Annotated in this window: 15 protein-coding genes; 5 read left to right on the top strand and 10 right to left on the bottom strand. The window is 70.9% G+C overall.

Annotation, left to right across the window (positions count from 1 at the left end; genetic code table 11):
• The first annotated feature begins 111 nt into the window (after positions 1-111).
• Together ABLE68_RS14665 and ABLE68_RS14660 are read left to right on the top strand one after the other, a co-directional pair.
• Positions 112-1,380 (top strand): LCP family protein, encoded by a 1,269-nt coding sequence (locus ABLE68_RS14665; protein WP_348872327.1) that lies wholly within the window; start codon positions 112-114, stop codon positions 1,378-1,380.
• A complete protein-coding gene (locus ABLE68_RS14660) occupies positions 1,377-2,243 on the top strand; it encodes a crotonase/enoyl-CoA hydratase family protein (protein ID WP_348872326.1) in 867 nt (288 codons plus the stop codon). Before ABLE68_RS14665 ends, ABLE68_RS14660 begins: the two co-directional genes overlap by 4 nt.
• On the opposite strand, the gene paaK is transcribed toward ABLE68_RS14660, so the two are convergent.
• Both paaK and ABLE68_RS14650 read right to left on the bottom strand, forming a co-directional pair.
• Positions 2,240-3,511: a phenylacetate--CoA ligase PaaK gene (gene paaK, locus ABLE68_RS14655; RefSeq protein WP_348872325.1), complete on the bottom strand. Its 1,272-nt coding sequence runs from the start codon at positions 3,509-3,511 to the stop codon at positions 2,240-2,242. The genes ABLE68_RS14660 and paaK overlap by 4 nt on opposite strands.
• Positions 3,512-3,520: 9 nt before the next feature.
• Complete coding sequence (locus ABLE68_RS14650) at positions 3,521-4,255, bottom strand: dienelactone hydrolase family protein (protein WP_348872323.1); 735 nt, start codon at positions 4,253-4,255, stop codon at positions 3,521-3,523.
• A 127-nt stretch (positions 4,256-4,382) separates the two neighbouring features.
• Here ABLE68_RS14650 and ABLE68_RS14645 point away from each other — a divergent pair, with 127 nt between their 5' ends.
• A complete protein-coding gene (locus ABLE68_RS14645) occupies positions 4,383-4,880 on the top strand; it encodes a DUF2231 domain-containing protein (protein ID WP_348872320.1) in 498 nt (165 codons plus the stop codon).
• A gap of 1 nt (position 4,881) precedes the next feature.
• Here ABLE68_RS14645 and ABLE68_RS14640 read toward each other — a convergent pair whose 3' ends face one another.
• Together ABLE68_RS14640 and ABLE68_RS14635 are read right to left on the bottom strand one after the other, a co-directional pair.
• Positions 4,882-6,054, bottom strand: coding sequence for an acyl-CoA dehydrogenase family protein (locus ABLE68_RS14640; RefSeq protein ID WP_348872318.1), 1,173 nt, complete (start codon positions 6,052-6,054; stop codon positions 4,882-4,884).
• An 84-nt stretch (positions 6,055-6,138) separates the two neighbouring features.
• A complete protein-coding gene (locus ABLE68_RS14635; protein WP_348872317.1) occupies positions 6,139-7,479 on the bottom strand; it encodes an Ig-like domain-containing protein in 1,341 nt (446 codons plus the stop codon).
• Between the two features lie 133 nt (positions 7,480-7,612).
• Here ABLE68_RS14635 and ABLE68_RS14630 point away from each other — a divergent pair, with 133 nt between their 5' ends.
• Both ABLE68_RS14630 and arfB read left to right on the top strand, forming a co-directional pair.
• Complete coding sequence (locus ABLE68_RS14630) at positions 7,613-8,020, top strand: CoA-binding protein (RefSeq protein ID WP_348872314.1); 408 nt, start codon at positions 7,613-7,615, stop codon at positions 8,018-8,020.
• Positions 8,017-8,445 carry an alternative ribosome rescue aminoacyl-tRNA hydrolase ArfB gene (gene arfB / locus ABLE68_RS14625; RefSeq protein WP_348872312.1) on the top strand — a complete coding sequence of 143 codons (429 nt, stop codon included), beginning with the start codon at positions 8,017-8,019 and terminating at the stop codon, positions 8,443-8,445. The genes ABLE68_RS14630 and arfB overlap by 4 nt, the downstream gene beginning before the upstream one ends.
• Here the strand turns inward: arfB and ABLE68_RS14620 are convergent.
• The 6 genes from ABLE68_RS14620 to ABLE68_RS14595 form a co-directional block, all read right to left on the bottom strand.
• Positions 8,442-9,053, bottom strand: a complete 612-nt coding sequence (locus ABLE68_RS14620) for a LysE family translocator (RefSeq protein WP_348872311.1) — start codon at positions 9,051-9,053, stop codon at positions 8,442-8,444. The two genes, arfB and ABLE68_RS14620, sit on opposite strands and share 4 nt — an antisense overlap.
• Positions 9,054-9,071: 18 nt before the next feature.
• Positions 9,072-9,884, bottom strand: coding sequence for a class I SAM-dependent methyltransferase (locus tag ABLE68_RS14615; protein ID WP_348872308.1), 813 nt, complete (start codon positions 9,882-9,884; stop codon positions 9,072-9,074).
• Complete coding sequence (locus ABLE68_RS14610) at positions 9,877-10,545, bottom strand: glutamine amidotransferase-related protein (protein WP_348872306.1); 669 nt, start codon at positions 10,543-10,545, stop codon at positions 9,877-9,879. The genes ABLE68_RS14615 and ABLE68_RS14610 overlap by 8 nt, the downstream gene beginning before the upstream one ends.
• A complete protein-coding gene (gene metG / locus ABLE68_RS14605) occupies positions 10,545-12,335 on the bottom strand; it encodes a methionine--tRNA ligase (protein WP_348872304.1) in 1,791 nt (596 codons plus the stop codon). The genes ABLE68_RS14610 and metG overlap by 1 nt, the downstream gene beginning before the upstream one ends.
• Before the next feature lie 73 nt (positions 12,336-12,408).
• Positions 12,409-14,091, bottom strand: a complete 1,683-nt coding sequence (locus ABLE68_RS14600; protein ID WP_348872303.1) for a sensor histidine kinase — start codon at positions 14,089-14,091, stop codon at positions 12,409-12,411.
• 65 nt (positions 14,092-14,156) lie between these two features.
• Entirely contained in the window at positions 14,157-14,765 is a 609-nt protein-coding gene (locus tag ABLE68_RS14595; protein WP_348872301.1) for a mycothiol-dependent nitroreductase Rv2466c family protein, read from the bottom strand.
• Positions 14,766-14,802 lie beyond the last annotated feature (37 nt).

Genomic DNA, 14,802 nt, shown 5'->3' with positions numbered 1-14,802 from the left:
GAACGGGGAAGTGGTGGTGCCCGCCAAGTATCACCAGTCACATGGGTCACATCCGCGTACGACGCGCCGGGGGTCACCAATGCGTGTCGGACGACCCGGTACCGTCGCCGCATGAACGATCGTCCCCAGGGAGACGGCGAGCCTGAGGACGGGACTCCCGAGTACCACTGGCTGTACGGCGGCGGCGGTGCCGCTGACGAGCCGCCTCACGAGCCGCGCCCCGACGAGACCAGGGTGATGCCCACGATGCCGCGTCCCGAGTCGTCGCAGCAGCGACCGACCCCACCGCCGGCCGCCCCCCTGCCCCCGCCGAGCACCGCCCCGGGAGGACGCCAGGGCACGCCGCCGACTCCCCCGCCGGTCGCGCCGACCCCGGGCGCCGGCGGTCCCCGTCGCAGCCGCGGCCCGAAGTTCTACCTCGCGATCCTGCTGGTGCTGGTCCTCGCCTGGGCCGTCTACCTGGCCGCCGTACCCCTCTACGCGTGGACGAAGGTCGACAAGGTCGACTTCGAGCCGAGCGGCAAGCGCCCCGACGACCAGCCCGGGACGACCTACCTCATGGTGGGCAGCGACTCCCGCGGCGACCTCTCGAAGGAGCAGCGGAAGGAGTACCACACCGGCGACGCCTCGGGTCAGCGCACGGACACGATCATGCTGCTGCACACCGGCAGCGGGCCGAACCTGCTGATGTCGATCCCGCGGGACTCGCTGGTCGAGGTCCCCGGCTACGGCACCACGAAGATCAACGCGGCCTACGCCTACGGCTACGCGAACGGTCGCGGCGCCGACGGCGGCGCGAAGCTCCTGACGAAGACCATCGAGCTCAACACCGGGATCAAGATCGACGACTACGTCGAGATCGGCCTCGGCGGTCTCGCGGGAGTCGTCGACGCCGTGGGCGGGATCCAGATCTGCCCGACGTTCGACATGAAGGACAAGCTGGCGGGCCTGGACATCAAGAAGGGCTGCCAGGAGGCGGACGGGAAGACCGCCCTCGGCTACGCGCGGTCGCGTCACAGCGATCCGCGCTACGGCGACATCACGCGCGTGAAGCACCAGCGCGAGGTCGTGGCGGCGGTCGGCAGCGAGGCGTTCTCGCCGTGGACGTTCATCAACCCGGTGCGCTACTGGCGCCTCGCGAACGCGATCCCCGGCTTCTTCGCCTTCGGCGACAACATGGGGCCGGTCGGTGCGGCCAAGTGGGCACTGGCCATGCGGAACGTCGACCTCAGCTGCGTCGTCCCCATCTCCGACCTGGCGGTGCACTGGGACCCGCAGCGGTCGAAGCAGATGTTCGGCTACATCAAGCAGGACAAGACCGCTGACATCCCCAAGAGTCTCTGCACGCCCACCGGCCTGCCCAAGAGCGTGACCGGATGAGCTACGAGACCCTCGACTGGGCGGTGGATGCCGACGGCATCGCCACGCTGACGCTCAACCGCCCCGACCAGCTCAACGCCTTCGACCTGACGATGGCCCGCGAGCTCGAGCGGGTCTTCCGGGTCGACGCGTGGGCCGACGAGGTCCGCGCGGTCGTCGTGACCGGCGCCGGTCGGGCGTTCTGCGCCGGCATGGACCTGTCGGCCTCGGGCAACGTCTTCGGGCTCGACGAGTCGGTGCGGCCGACGCCGGAGGAGTTCCGCGCGTCGTACGACCAGGCGCCGTACGACGACGGGGTGCGCGACACGGGCGGCAAGGTGACGCTGGCGATCCACGCGCTGCCGAAGCCGGTCATCGCCGCGATCAACGGACCGGCCGTCGGCATCGGCGCGACGATGACGCTCGCGATGGACATCCGGATGGCGTCGACCAAGGCCCGGATCGGCTTCGTCTTCGGCCGGCTCGGGATCGTGCCCGAGGCCGCGTCGTCGTGGTTCCTGCCGCGGATCGTCGGGATCCAGCAGGCGCTGGAGTGGGTCTACTCCGCCGACATCCTCGACGCCGACGCCGTGCTGGCCGGCCGACTCGTGCGCAGCGTGCACGAGCCGGACGACCTCCTGCCCGCGGCGTACGACCTGGCGCGCTCGTTCGTGGTCGGCCGCTCCCCCGCCGCGCTCGGCCTGGCCAAGCGGCTGCTCTACCGCAACAGTGCCGCCGCCGAACCCCTCGACGCACACCTGTCGGACTCGCTGGCGATGTACTGGCAGTCGATCGGCGACGGCAAGGAGGGCGTCGCGGCGTTCCTCGAGAAGCGCCCGCCCGTCTTCACCGGCAAGGCGTCCGAGCTCCCGGAGATCTACTAGCGGGGACGCTGGTCGCTGATCCGCTTCGCCTTGCCCAGCGAGCGCTCCAAGCCGTACGGCGCCACGACCTCGACCCGCGCCGTCACGCCGATCCGCTGCTTGATCCGGTCCGCGAGGCGAGCGCCCAGGTCCGCGGCGTACGACTCCGTCGCGGCCTCGACCTGCACGGTGAGCTCGTCGAGGCTGCCGGGCCGGGTGAGCACGCAGAGGTAGTGCGGCGACAGCCCGTCGACGGCGAGGATCTGCTCCTCGACCTGGCTCGGGAAGACGTTGACGCCCCGCACGATCATCATGTCGTCGGTGCGGCCCGTGACCTTCTCCATCCGCCGGAACGCGGGGTAGGCCGTGCCCGGCAGCAGCCGGGTCAGGTCGCGCGTGCGGTAGCGGATGACCGGCATCGCCTGCTTGGTCAGCGTCGTGAGGACCAGCTCGCCGACCTCGCCGTCCGGCACCGGCTGGAGCGTGACCGGGTCGACGACCTCCGGGAGGAAGTGGTCCTCCCAGACGTGCAGGCCGTCCTGGGTCTCCCCCGCCTCCTGGGCGACGCCCGGCCCCATCACCTCGGACAGCCCGTAGATGTCGACCGCCCGGATGCCGGCCCGCTCCTCGACCGCGCGCCGCATCTCGTCGGTCCACGGCTCGGCGCCGAAGAGCCCGACCTCGAGCGCGGTGCTGCGCGGGTCGACGCCCTGGCGGTCGAGCTCGTCGAGGATCGCCAGGAAGTACGACGGGGTCACCATGATCACCCGCGGCTCGAAGTCGAGGATCAGCTGCACCTGGCGCTCGGTCATGCCGCCGCTGACCGGCACCACCGTGCAGCCGAGCCGCTCGGCGCCGTAGTGGGCACCGAGCCCGCCGGTGAAGAGCCCGTAGCCGTAGGCGATGTGCACGAGGTCGCCGGGGCGACCGCCACCGGCCCGGATCGATCGGGCCATCAGCTCGGCCCAGGTGTCGATGTCGTCCTGGGTGTAGCCGACGACGGTCGGCTTGCCGGTCGTGCCGCTGCTCGCGTGCACGCGGGCAACCTGCTCGCGCGGTACCGCGAACATCCCGAAGGGGTAGTTGGCCCGCAGGTCGGCCTTCCCCGTGAACGGGAAGCGGGCCAGGTCGGTCAGGGTCCGGAGGTCGTCGGGCCCGACGCCCGCCTCGGCGAACGCGTGCCGGTAGTGGGGCACGTGCTCGTGGACGCGGCGGACGACGTCGCGCAGGCGCTCCAGCTGGAGCGCCTCGAGCTCGCCGCGTCCGATGGACGGGACCTCGCCGGTCATCCGGTCAGGTTAGAGCGTGCGCGCCAGGAGGTCCTGCAGGACGCGGAAGTGCCGCTCGGCCCCGGCCTCGTCGTACATCGACGTGTCGGCCATCGAGTAGCCGTGCGGCGCGCCCTCGTAGACCTCGTTGAGGTGCGGGCGGCCGGCGGCCTCGAGGGTCTCGCCCAGTGCGGCGACCGCCTCGACCGGCATCGATCGGTCCTGGTCGGCGTGACCGAACACGTAGTCCGCGGTCGACGGCGCGATCGCGAGGTGCGGGCTGTCGGGGGCATCGGTGACCAGCCCGCCGCCGTGGAAGCCACCGACGGCGGCGACGACACCCGGGAACTGCCCGGCGGTGCGGACGGCGAGCCGCGCACCCATGCAGTAGCCGGTGACGCCGATCGGACCCTCGCCCGCGTGCTTCGCGAGCTCCGCGACCCAGGCGTCGGCGTCCGGGCCGGACTTGTCGGGAGTCAGCCCGCCGACCCGCTCCGACACACCGCCGGCGAAGAACGCCTCGCGGGCACCGGCCTCCCGCAGGTCGCCCTGCGGAGCGAGCTCGGCAGCGCTGCCGTCGCGGTAGAACACGTTGGGCGCGAGGACGACGTAGCCCCATGCCGCGATCCGGTCGGCCATCTCCTCGATCTGCGGCCGGAGCCCGATCGCGTCGACGTAGAACAGCACGCCCGGCGTGCCGGGCTCACCGGTCAGGTAGGCCTCGGCGGTGCCGTCCGCGGTCGTGATCTCGATCGTCGTACCCATGCACGCGACGTTAGACGGCGGCTGGTGACCAAGGTCCCGCGTGGTCGGGCAGGAGCCCCCGGACCGGACCCAGCCACCCCCCTAGCATGGGACTGCCCGCAGACGACGACCCGAAGGTGGCCGGCCGATGTTCGACACGATCAACGGGATCCCTCTGCACCCGCTCGTGGTCCACGGCGTCGTGGTGCTGCTTCCCCTCGCGATCCTGGGCACGCTCCTGATCGCGATCCGACCGCAGTGGCGCGTGCCCTACGGCGTCCTGGTGGTCGGCGCGGCCCTGGTCGCCACCATCCTCTGCCCGATCGCGACGTCGAGCGGCGAGGAGCTGGAGAAGCGGGTCGGAGACCCCGGCGAGCACGCCGAGCTCGGCGACCAGCTCGTCTGGTTCGCGCTCGCGCTGCTGATCACGTCCGCGGCCCTGGTCTACCTGCAGTGGCGCCGCGAGCGGCAGGACACCGAGCCTGCTGGCGCGACGCTCACCGTCGTCGCCGTGCTGGCGGTCGTCGCCGCGGTGGCGTGCGGGGTCCAGGTCTACCGCGTCGGCGACTCCGGGGCGCGAGCCGCCTGGGGCGACGCGACGGGCTCCCTGGTGGCCCCCACGGTCGCCCCGCCGGCAGCGGTGTGACCTACAGCTGCGACTGGACCCCGGCCAGGAGCTGGCGGCCGATCACGATGCGCTGGACCTGGTTGGTGCCCTCGTAGATCTGGGTGATCTTGGCGTCGCGCATCATCCGCTCGACGGGGTAGTCGCGGGTGAAGCCGTAACCGCCGAGCACCTGCACAGCGTCGGTGGTGACCTGCATCGCGACGTCGGACGCGAAGCACTTCGCCGATGCGCCGAAGAACGTCAGGTCCTTGTCACCGCGCTCGGAGCGGCCGGCGGCGGCGTACGTCATCTGACGAGCCGCCTCGACCTTCATGCCCATGTCGGCGAGCAGGAACTGCAGGCCCTGGAAGTCGGCGATCGGCTTGCCGAACTGCTTGCGCTCCCGGGCGTAGCCGAGCGCGTAGTCGAGCGCACCCTGGGCGATGCCGACGGCCTGCGCGGCGATGGTGACGCGGGTGTGGTCGAGGGTCTTCATGGCGGTCTCGAAGCCGGTGCCCTCGGCGCCGATCATCCGGTCGCCGGGGATCCGGACGTTGTCGAGATAGACCTCGCGGGTGGGCGAGCCCTTGATGCCGAGCTTCTTCTCCGGGGCTCCGAACGAGACGCCCTCGTCGGACTTCTCGACGACGAACGCCGAGATGCCGCGCGAGCGCTTGTCGGGGTCGGTGACGGCCATGACGGTGTAGTACTCCGAGACGCCGGCGTTGGTGATCCAGCGCTTGACGCCGTTGAGCACCCAGTCGTCGCCGTCGCGCACCGCGCGGGCCTTCATGCCGGCCGCGTCGGAGCCGGCGTCGGGCTCGGAGAGGCAGTAGGAGAAGCCGCCCTCACCGCGGGCGAGCTTGCCGAGGTAGGTGGCCTTCAGCTCCTCGGAGCCGGAGATCTGCACGGGCAGCGAGCCGAGCTTGTTGACGGCCGGGATCAGGCTGGAGGACGCGCACGCACGGGCGACCTCCTCGATCACGATCACCGTGGCGAGCGCGTCGGCCCCGGCGCCGCCGTACTCCTCCGGCACGTGCGGCGCGTGGAAGTCCGCGGCCAGCAGCGCGTCGGCCGCCTCCTGGGGGTAGCGGGCGTTCTCGTCGACGTCGGCGGCGTACGGCGCGACCTTCGCGTCGCACAGGGCACGCACGGCCTCGCGGATCGCCTGGTGCTCCTCGGAGAGGGCGTAGAGGGGGAAGTCGGAGCTCATGGCCCCGAGTTTACCGACGGGTAACGACATGCGAACGCCCGGCCGGGGCAGAACCCGGCCGGGCGTCAGCGTGTGGTGCGGGTGCTACTTCTTCTTGACCGTCACCGTGATCGCCTTGCTCTTCGAGGCGCTGGTGGAGGAGTCACCGGCGTACGACGCGGTGAGGGTGTGCTTGCCGGGCTTGAGGCCCTTGACCGTGACGGTCGCCTTGCCGTTGGCCAGCATGGCGCTGCCGACCGACTTCGAGCCGTCCTTGACCGTGACCTTGCCGGACGCCGTGCCGGGCGTGACGGTGACGGAGACCTTGACGGCCGCGCCCTTCTTCACGCTCTTCGGGGCGGTGGCCTTCGTGGACGAGCTCTGCTTCGTCACCGTGAACGGCGCGCCGACGGTCGAGGTCGAGTCGTCGACGATCGTGCAGGTGCCGGTGGAGGCGTTCGGCGAGCTGCTGGTCGTGAGCGAGCCCGTGAAGGTCGACGGCAGCTTGAGGTCGTAGGTGCCGACGGCCGGGACCGTGAACTCGTTGTTGGTGCTCTCGGCCGGCAGGACCAGGTCGTCGCCGGCGGAGATCGTGCCGGAGGCGGAGGTCAGGTCGGCGGACGGGATGCTGCTGCCCGAGTCGCCGATCCGGAAGCCGAAGTCACCGCTGCCGAACGAGGCCGAGGTGGCCGGCGCCAGGAGCGCGGCGCTCGCGGCCGGGATCGTGTAGTTGACCTTGATCTGCTCGGCGACGGCCGGGATGGTCGAGCCGGTGGTGGCCGGCGAGAAGTCCGGGACCGTGGTCGCGTCGACGTAGACCGTCAGCGGGTTGGCGCCGATCGCGCAGCTGTACGCCGAGCCCTGCGGGCCGACCGGCGCGGTGCTGGTGACGGTGCCGATCTTCGCCTTGCTCTGGTCGACGATCGTGCAGGCCACGGGCAGCGGGATCAGGTTGGTGTCGACCGTCGCGTTGAAGGTCGTCGGCAGCGTGAGGTCGTAGGACCCAGCCGCGGGCGCCGCGAACGGCGCGTTCTTGCTGTCCGCGGTCATCGTCATGTCACCCGACGCGGGGGTCGCGCTCTTGGCGACGCTCACGCCCGTCAGGGCGACCTTCGTGGCGCCGACGCCCATCGCGAAGTCGTTGGAGCTGACGCCCGCCTGGTTGATGCCCTTGGAGGCCATGCCGTCGAGCACCGCGCGCGAGAGCGTGAAGCTGACCGGTACGGGGCCGGCGGGCACGGTCTTGCCGGCCGTGACGGCCGTCGGGAAGCCGGTGACCCCCACGGTGACCGGGATCGGGTCGGGGCTGAGCGACGTGACGCAGCTGTAGCCGACACCAGCCGGGTCAGCCGCCTGTGCGGCGGTGCTCGCGGTCCCGACCAGGGCACCGGCCGCGAGAACGGTGGCGGTGCCGGCCAGGGCGGCGGCGCGAAGACGAAGGGTCATGAAGGTTGTGCTCCTCTGGAACAAGTGAGGGCCACACGAGTGGCAACGGTCACACGCACACTAGACCGGGCTCCCAGCACCGTCAGGCGATTGGCGAACTTGGGAGTAACACCAGGTGACTACCCTGGATCTCGTGACGAGCTGGCAGGACCCGGAGCAGGTGCAGACGATGCTCGACGCCGAGACCTGGGCGGTCGTCGGCCTCTCCGGCGACCCGAGCCGTACGGCGTACGAGATCGCCGCCCTGCTCCAGCAGCGCGGCAGGCGGATCGTCCCGATCCACCCGAGCGCGCCGACCGTGCTCGGCGAGCAGGGCTACGCGACCCTCGCCGACGTGCCGTTCCCGGTCGACGTCGTCGACGTCTTCCGCCGCTCGGAGCAGGCCGGCGAGTTCGCGGACCAGGCGGTCGCGATCGGCGCCGGTGGCGTGTGGTTCCAGCTCGGCGTGATCGACGAGGACGCCTTCGCGCGGACGACCGGCGCCGGCGTCCCGATGGTGATGGACACCTGTCCCGCCATCGAGTGGCGCAAGCGCGGATGAACGTCCGCGTCCCGCCCGGGCCCGGAGTGCCCGAGGGGCTGGACATCCCGGACGGCGAGCTGGTCGAGCGCTTCTCGCGGTCGCCCGGACCGGGCGGGCAGTCGGTCAACACGACCGACAGCCGGGTCGAGATCGAGTACGACGTCGCTGCGTCGACCACCCTCACCGAGGCGCAGCGAGACCGGCTGCTCTCCCGCCTGCCGGGACCCGTGGTGCGCGTCGTGGCGACCGAGCACCGGTCGCAGCACCGCAACCGGGTCGCCGCCCGCGAACGACTCGCCGACCAGCTGCGAGAGGCGCTCGCTCCGCCTCCCCCGCCGCGTCGCCCGACGAAGCCCACGCGGGGGTCCAAGGAGCGTCGACTGGACGCCAAGAAGCAGCGCGGTCAGACCAAGTCGCTGCGTGGCCGGGTCACCGACGGCTAGCGGCTCTCGACCGCCAGCCGGGCACTCAGCGCCACGAACGAGACGGCGAAGCCCTGCCGGATCCGGCGCACCAGCCGGGGGCGGGTCAGCACCCGGTCGCGGAGCGCTGCTGCGCCGGCGCCGTACCCCGCGAAGACCACGAACGTCATCGCCATGAACACCGCGCTCAGCAGCAGCATGTGGGTGAGCTGGTGCGCCGAGCCGGCCGGGACGAACTGCGGCAGGAACGCGAAGAAGAAGATCGTCAGCTTGGGGTTGAGCAGGTTCAGCGTGATGCCGGACGCGATCACCTGGCGCTTCGAGGCCGGACCGCCCGCGGTGTCGACGCTCAGCGCTCCGGTGTCGCGCCAGGTCGCCCAGGCCATCCAGAGCAGGTAGGCGACACCGGCGTACTTGATCGCCTCGAACGCGACGCCGCTCGCGTGCAGCACCGCGGCCAGACCGGTCACCGCCGCGAGCAGGTGCGGCAGGGTCCCGAGCGTGCAGGCGAAGGCGGCCAGGATGCTGGCACGGGTCCCGCGGGCCAGGCCGGTCGCGATCGTGTAGAGCGCACCGGTGCCGGGCGTGGCGACGATGACCAGGGCGGTGATGAGGAAGGCCAGGCTCACGCTCGGGAGCGTACGACGTCAGGTGCGTGCCCGCAGCACGTGCGCGTCGCCCTCCGCGTCGCCCGGCGGCAGCCCGAGGTAGCGCGCACGGATCTCGCGACGGCCGATGTCCTCGACCTCGGTGAAGCCGAGCTCGGCCAGCATCGCGTGCAGCGCCTCGCTCTCGACGCCCGCGCGCAGCGGTTCACCGACACCGGCGACGTGGGACATCAGCGTCGCGCGGTCGGGCCGCGCCCGCTCGGGCGAGCGGTCGACGGGTCGGATGTAGTCGAAGACGACCTCGCCGTCGGGCACGGCGGCGATCACGCCCAGCGTGGCCCGCACCGCCTCGTCGGAGAGGTAGGGCACCACGCCCATCCAGAGGAAGAAGGCAGGCCGGGTCGCATCGAACCCGGCCTCGGCCAGGCGCTCGGCCAGCGAGTCGCGCTCGAAGTCGACCCCGACGTACGCGACGTTGTCCGGCACCGCGATGCCGGTCTCGGCGAGGCGCTCGCGCTTCCACGCTCCGGTCGCCGGGAAGTCGACCTCGAAGACGCGGGTGTCCGGGAAGGGGTTGCGGTAGGCGAAGGTGTCGAGCCCCGCGCCGAGCACGACGACCTGGCGGGTGCCGCGCGCGACGGCCGCCGCGAGGGAGTCCTCCGCGAACCGGTGCCGCACCGCGATGAAGAGGCGCAGCCGGGGCTGGTCCCACGACGGGTCCGGCGGCTCCTCGCCGCCCAGGATCTGGCGGGCGAGCGGGTCGGTGAAGATCCGCGGCTCGTCGGACTCCTGGTGGGCGGCGCGGAGCGCGGCGGCTCCGAAGGCGGTCCTGCTCGGCTCTCCCTCACGCACGACGAGCACTCTGCCGCACGGCGCGGACGAACTCACGCACCAGCGGGTGCACCGGCGCACCGGCGAGCGCGCCGATGTGCGGCTGGAACATGCTGGTGACGTAGAACGGGTGGTCCGGGAACTCCAGCACCTCGGCGCCGGCGTCGTCCGCGGTCGCGCCGACCACGACGCCCGCCCCGACCAGTCGGTCGACGGCCTCCGCGGTCGGCGCGTAGTTGCAGAAGTGCATGCCGACGAAGGGCTCGTGCACCCAGGACGCGAAGCGGGTTCCTCCCACCGGCGTCACGACGCGCTCCTCGCCGTACAGGCTGCACGCCAGGGCACCGACCACGTTGTCGTCGCCGACCCCGTCGGACTCCGCGTGCGTCGCGGGGGCGCCCAGCACCGAGCGGGTGAACTCCACGACGGCGTACTGCATGCCGCCGCACGATCCCAGGAACGGGATGCCGCGCTCGCGGACGACGGTCAGCGCACGCAGCACCGCATCGTCGTCGGCGTACGGCGAGCCGGGCACCAGCCAGACCCCGTCGTAGTCCTCGACGGCGAAGCCGGAGTCGGACGCCACCCAGGCCGTCTCGACGTCCAGCATCGGCCTCAGCGCGTTGAGCTCCTGGTGGCTGCGGTGCCCGCGGTCCTCGCCGAGCAGCGCGACCCGCGCCATCACTCGCCCGCCAGGCGGGCCAGCTCCTCGTCGACCACCGACGGCTCGAGCTTCGTGAAGACCGGCGTCGGCTTGACCACCACGGTGCCCGGGACGATCGGCGTGCGCTCCCAGGCCGGGAAACCGGAGTAGTCCCCCGTGATGATCGGGTACGGCGCGCCGCCGTCGAGGTCGTCGACCTCCTCGATGTGCGGCATCGGGACCAGGTCACCGGCGCCGCCGAAGGCCGCGTCGACGGCGTTGGCGGAGAACGGGAGGAACGGCGAGAGCACGAGGTTGAGATCGACCACGCACTGCGCGACGACGTGCAGGACCGTGCCGAGCCGCTCGGGGTCGTCCTTGATCTTCCACGGCTCGGTGTCGGAGACGTACTTGTTGACCTCGGCGACCACGCGCATCGCCTCGCCGATCGCCTGCTTCTGGCGGTGCCGAGCGATCAGGTCACCGACGACGCCGAAGGAGGCCTCGACGGAGTCGAGCAGCGCCTGGTCCTCGGCCGTCAGCGCGCCGGCCTTCGGGATCTCCCCGAAGTTCTTGGCGATCAGGTTGGCGGTGCGGTTGACCAGGTTGCCCCAGCCCGCGACGAGCTCGTCGTTGGTACGGCGTACGAACTCCGACCAGGTGAAGTCGGAGTCCTGGTTCTCCGGGCCGGCCGCCGCGACGAAGTAGCGGAACGCGTCGGGCTGGTAGCGGCTGAGCAGGTCGCGGACGTAGATCACGACCCGCTTCGACGAGGAGAACTTCTTGCCCTCCATGGTCAGGAACTCCGACGACACGACCTCGGTGGGCAGGTTGAGATCTCCGAGCTCGTGGAGCGTGCCGCCCTTGTCACCCTTGCCGGAGTAGGCCAGCAGCTCGGCCGGCCAGATCTGGCTGTGGAAGGTGATGTTGTCCTTGCCCATGAAGTAGTAGGACAGGGCCTCGGGGTCGTTCCACCACTGGCGCCAGGCGTCGTTGTCGCCCGTGCGCCGTGCCCACTCGATCGACGCGGACAGGTAGCCGATCACCGCGTCGAACCACACGTAGAGCTTCTTGGTGGGGTTCTCCCGCCAGCCGTCGAGCGGGACGGCGATGCCCCAGTCGATGTCGCGCGTCATCGCCCGCGGCCGGATCTCCTTGAGGATGTTCTGGCTGAAGCGGATCACGTTGGGCCGCCACGTGCCGGACGCCTCGCGCCCGTCGAGCCACTCGGTGAGCGCTTCCGCCAGGGCCGGCAGGTCCAGGAAGAAGTGCTGGGTCTCGATGAACTCCGGCGTCTCGCCGTTGATCTTCGAGCGCGGGTCGATCAGGTCGTGAGGGTCGAGCTGGTTGCCGCAGTTGTCGCACTGGTCGCCCCGCGCGCCGTCGTACCCGCAGATCGGGCAGGTGCCCTCGATGTAGCGGTCGGGCAGGGTGCGGCCCGTGGACGGCGAGATCGCGCCGTACGTCGTCTGCTCGACGAAGTAGCCGTTGTCGTAGACCCCGGTGAACAGCTCCTGCACGACCGCGTGGTGGTTGCGCGTGGTCGTGCGCGTGTAGAGGTCGTAGGTCAGCCCGAGCGACGTCAGGTCCTCGGCGATGATCCGGTGGTTCTGGTCGGCCAGGGCCTGCGGCGTCACGCCCGCCTCGTCGGCGGCGATCAGGATCGGGGTGCCGTGCTCGTCGGAGCCGGAGACCATGAGCACGTCGTGGCCCGCCATCCGCATGTAGCGGCTGAAGACGTCGGAGGGCACACCGAAACCGGCCACGTGGCCGATGTGGCGCGGGCCGTTTGCGTACGGCCAGGCGACGGCGGACAGGACTTTGCTCATGGGTTGATCCTAGGGATGCTCCGCCACCGCATTCGCCGCCCGGTCGCGCCCGGGTGTCGGACGGTGACTCGTCTCACCCGCCGACGGCCACGGGTGAGGGCAGCGGGATCGACGCGACGAACGAGCTGCCGACGCCCAGCTCGCTCTCGACCTCGATGGTGCCGCCCATCTGCTCGGTGAGCTCCCGACAGATCGCGAGGCCCAGACCGCTGCCACCGAACCGCCGGGTGGTCGACCCGTCGACCTGGCGGAACGACTCGAACACGGAGGCTTGGTCCGCCTCGCTGATCCCGATCCCGGTGTCGGTCACCCGGAACACCACCAGGTCACCGTGACCCGGTCGCACGCTCAGCCGTACGGAGCCGGCCTCGGTGAACTTCAGCGCGTTGTCGACCAGGTTCGACACCACCTGGAAGACGCGGATCGGATCACCCACGACAAGGGGCGGCACCCCAGGATCGATCTCGATGTCGAAGCGGACCCCTGCTTGCGTCGCCCGCGGCCGGAAGGTGTCGGCGAGGTCCGCCACCAGCGCGCGCACATCGACGTCGACCCTGTCCAGGACGGCCTCGCCCGCCTCGATCCGGGAGAAGTCGAGGATGCGCTCGACCAGGGACATCAGGCGTACGCCCGAGTGGTGCTGTCTCTCGAGGAGCTTGCGCTGGACGGGATCCAGGTCGGTGTCGTCGAGCAGCTCGCCCGAGGCGAGGATCGACGTCAGCGGGGTGCGGATCTCGTGGCTCATGTTCGCGAGGAAGACGGACTTGGTCTCGGACGCCGCGAGCGCTGCGTCTCGAGCCACCTCGCTCTCGCGCTGCGCCCGCTGCTCCGAGCGGATGAGACGACCGGTCCGCACGAAGGCGAGCGTGATGACCGCGGCCATCCCGATGAGGAGCTGGAAGGGGTGGTCGGGACGTCCCCGCAGATCAGCCACGAGCTCCAGACCGGGCGGGATGAGCAGTGGGCACACAGCGATCATCATCGGGACCACCCAGCCTCCGACCGCACCTGCGCGAGGGGCCGTCGGGACCACCGGCCTCGTCCGCCAGGCGGAGCGCGCGATCAGGACGGGAGCGACCATCCATGCGGCCTCCATGAGCGTGTCGGCGGTGTCGCTCGTCGACGTCTGCAAGTAGGCGATGTCGGCCGCCAGCCACAGGCAGACACCGACGGCGAACCAACCGTCGATGGCGGCACGGGCGCTCCGACTGAGCAGGGCACGGACCACGAGGGCCAGCAGCACCGCGTCGAGGATCGGGTACGCCGCCCAGACGAGCCGGACGAACGGAGATTGCGTCGGGTCGGCGACGATCTCTCCGACCGACATGCGCCAGAAGACCAGGATGCTGACGGACACGATCGTCAACGCGTCGAGCACGTACTCGAAGGTGGCCTGACCATCGGGTCGGCTCTCGCGGAGCACCACCCACACCGCGCCGCAGAGGAAGATGTACCCGGCGAACCACGCGGGGTCGGCCACGGAGACGTCGGTGTCGCCCCCAGCCGCGTCGACCAAGGCCCACAGCACCTCGCCCAGAGCAGATGCCGAGATACCGGCAGCGATCAGCAGCGGCACCGTCCGGTCCTCCAGCACGGACCGGGCAAAGCCCAACCAGGCCGCCAGGCTCGCGCCCACCATCACCCCGAGGTAGGCGGCATTGGCCACGGCGTATCTCTCCGCCGTCGCGTCGACGACGACCGCGACGACCACGGCCGACACGACCGCTCCACGGGCTACCCGGGCCTTCACACCCACGCGCGAACAGTACGACGCGCCGCCGTCCTCCGCAGGGATCTTGCTGCGACGGAGGCGCAGGAGGATCAGCTGAAGTCGAGATCCTCGGTGCGGCTGCGCTTGAGCTCGTAGAAGTGCTCGAAGGCCGAGAGGGTGACGAAGGCGTCCCACATCTTGCCGGCGTCCTCGCCCTTCGGGGCCTTGCTGATGACCGGGCCGAAGAACGCGTGGCCGTTGAAGGCGATGGTCGGGGTGCCGACCTCGTTGCCGACCTGGTCCATGCCCCGGCGGTGGGAGTCGCGGATCGCGTCGTCGTACGACGAGTCGTCCATCGCGTCCGCGAGGGAGACGTCGAGGCCGGCCTCCTCGAGGGCCGCCTCGATCATCGCGCGGTCCTTGTCCTGCTTCTCGATGTGGATCCGGGTGCCCAGCGCGGTGTAGAGCGGGAGCAGGGCCTCCTGACCGTACTTCTCCTTGGCGGCCTGGACCACGCGCACGGGCTGCCACGCGGTCTTGAGGAAGCCGCGGTACTCCTCCGAGATGTCCTTGTCCTCGTTGAGGAAGGCCAGGCTCATGATGTGCCAGGTCACCTCGATGTCGCGGACCTTCTCCACCTCGAGGATCCACCGCGAGGTGATCCAGGCGAAGGGGCAGGCGGGGTCGAACCAGAAGTCAGCGTTCGTCTTCGACGTCATGGTGGGGCAACCACCCGGACCCGGGTCCGCATTCCCC

The sequence above is a fragment of the Nocardioides pollutisoli genome (assembly GCF_040045055.1).
Classification (GTDB): domain Bacteria; phylum Actinomycetota; class Actinomycetes; order Propionibacteriales; family Nocardioidaceae; genus Nocardioides; species Nocardioides tweenelious.
The sequence above is the reverse complement of the archived record's forward strand: the minus strand, read 5'-3'. Positions and strand labels throughout refer to the sequence as shown.